This is a genomic window from Moorena sp. SIO4E2, from assembly GCF_010671945.1.
GTDB classification, from domain to species: domain Bacteria; phylum Cyanobacteriota; class Cyanobacteriia; order Cyanobacteriales; family Coleofasciculaceae; genus Moorena; species Moorena producens.
Genome location: NZ_JAAHIE010001158.1, coordinates 1 through 1566 on the forward strand (window position 1 = coordinate 1; position 1566 = coordinate 1566).

1 protein-coding gene is annotated in these 1566 nt (G+C 47.7%); it reads left to right on the forward strand.

Translation table 11 applies throughout. The features are described from left to right. Positions 1-1188, forward strand: a 1188-nt coding sequence (locus F6K37_RS41710; RefSeq protein WP_287257128.1) for a HEAT repeat domain-containing protein, incomplete at its 5' end; no start/stop codon positions are given. Between the last annotated feature and the right edge of the window lie 378 nt (positions 1189-1566).

Sequence of the window (1566 nt, forward strand, 5' to 3'; positions counted from 1 at the left end):
TGGTTACATCGGGATTTGTTGTTTGCTGGTAATTGTTTGGGAGAAGACCCGAAAAATTTACGAAGTACTGATAGTGAGTTAGTTCAAGATATTTTGGAGCGGTTGGTTGAGTTGGAGGTGAGTAGTGAGGAGCGGGTTGGTGAGAAGATTCGCGAGCAGGTTTTTCAGATAATTTGTAGTTTGTATGAAACGGATTTTGAGGCACAGGTATTGGAATTGTTGAAGGAAGAATTCCATCGAATTGATGACATACGATTGCTGAACTATCGACACGAGTTAGGGGAAAAATATCAGGTAATTACAATATTGTTGACACGACTAAAGCATGATGATTTTGTTGTGCGTAGGAGGGCAGCCGATGCCTTGGGCAAATTGGGCAATAGCTCAGAAACTGTAATAAACGCCCTGCTAGCAGGACTTCAGGATGATGATTCTGATGTGCGTTTGAGGGCAGCGGAAGCCTTGGGTCAATTGGGCAACAGCTCAGAAACGGTAGTCAACGTCCTCATAGCACTAGTAAAAGATGATCACTCTTTTGTGCGTTGGAGGGCAGCCAATGCCTTGGGCAAATTGGGCAACAACTCAGAAACTGTAATCAACGCCCTCCTGGCAAGGCTAATGAATGATCATTCTCTTGTGCGTTTGAGGGTAGCGGAAGTCTTGGGCCAATTGGGCAACAGCTCAGAAACCGTAATCAACGCCCTCATAGCAGGGCTAATGGATGATGATTCTGTTGCGCGTGTGATAGCAGCCAATGCCTTGGGCAAATTGGGCAACAACTCAGAAACTGTAATCAACGCCCTGCTAGCAGGACTTCAGGATGATGATTCTGATGTGCGTGTGACGGCAGCCAATGTCTTGGTCAATTTGGGCAACAGCTCAGAAACTGTAATCAACGCCCTCATAGCAGGACTTCAGGATGATGATTCTGATGTGCGTGTGAGTGCAGCGGAAGCCTTGGGCAATTTGGGCAACATCTCAGAAACGGTAGTCAACGCCCTCCTAGCACTACTAATGGATGATGATTATGATGTGCGTAAGGACGCAGCCAATGCCTTGGGCAAATTGGGCAAAACATCTAATCATATTCTCCCTACTGTAATTGAATGGATTGAACAACACCAGGATTCAGAGTATGTGGGCAGTGGTATTGATGCCTTGTGGGATTTGGTGGTAGGACGGGAGTAGGGAATTTAGAATTTAGAATTTAGAATTTAGAATTTAGAATTTAGAATCGGGAGTGGGGAGTCGGGAGTGTAATGGATCAAGAGGATAGTTTTTGTTGAATGCGATCGCTTTTAGCGTGGCCTACGGCCAATCGCGTAGCGTGACCAAAAGTCAATCGCGTAGCGTGACCATTCCCGTAGCGTGGCCGAAAGGCCAAGGTCAATCGCTAAAAGCGATGGTCGGTACGAGCTGCTATGGGAACGCATCAGCTACAGAGCCCTTGGGTGGTGCGTTACGGGGCGGACTATCCCAACTCTGACGGTGCGTTACGGGACGGGCTATCCCAACTCTGGCTACGAGGCAGAAAATGAGGGCGAGCCCGCCCCTAACGCACCCTAC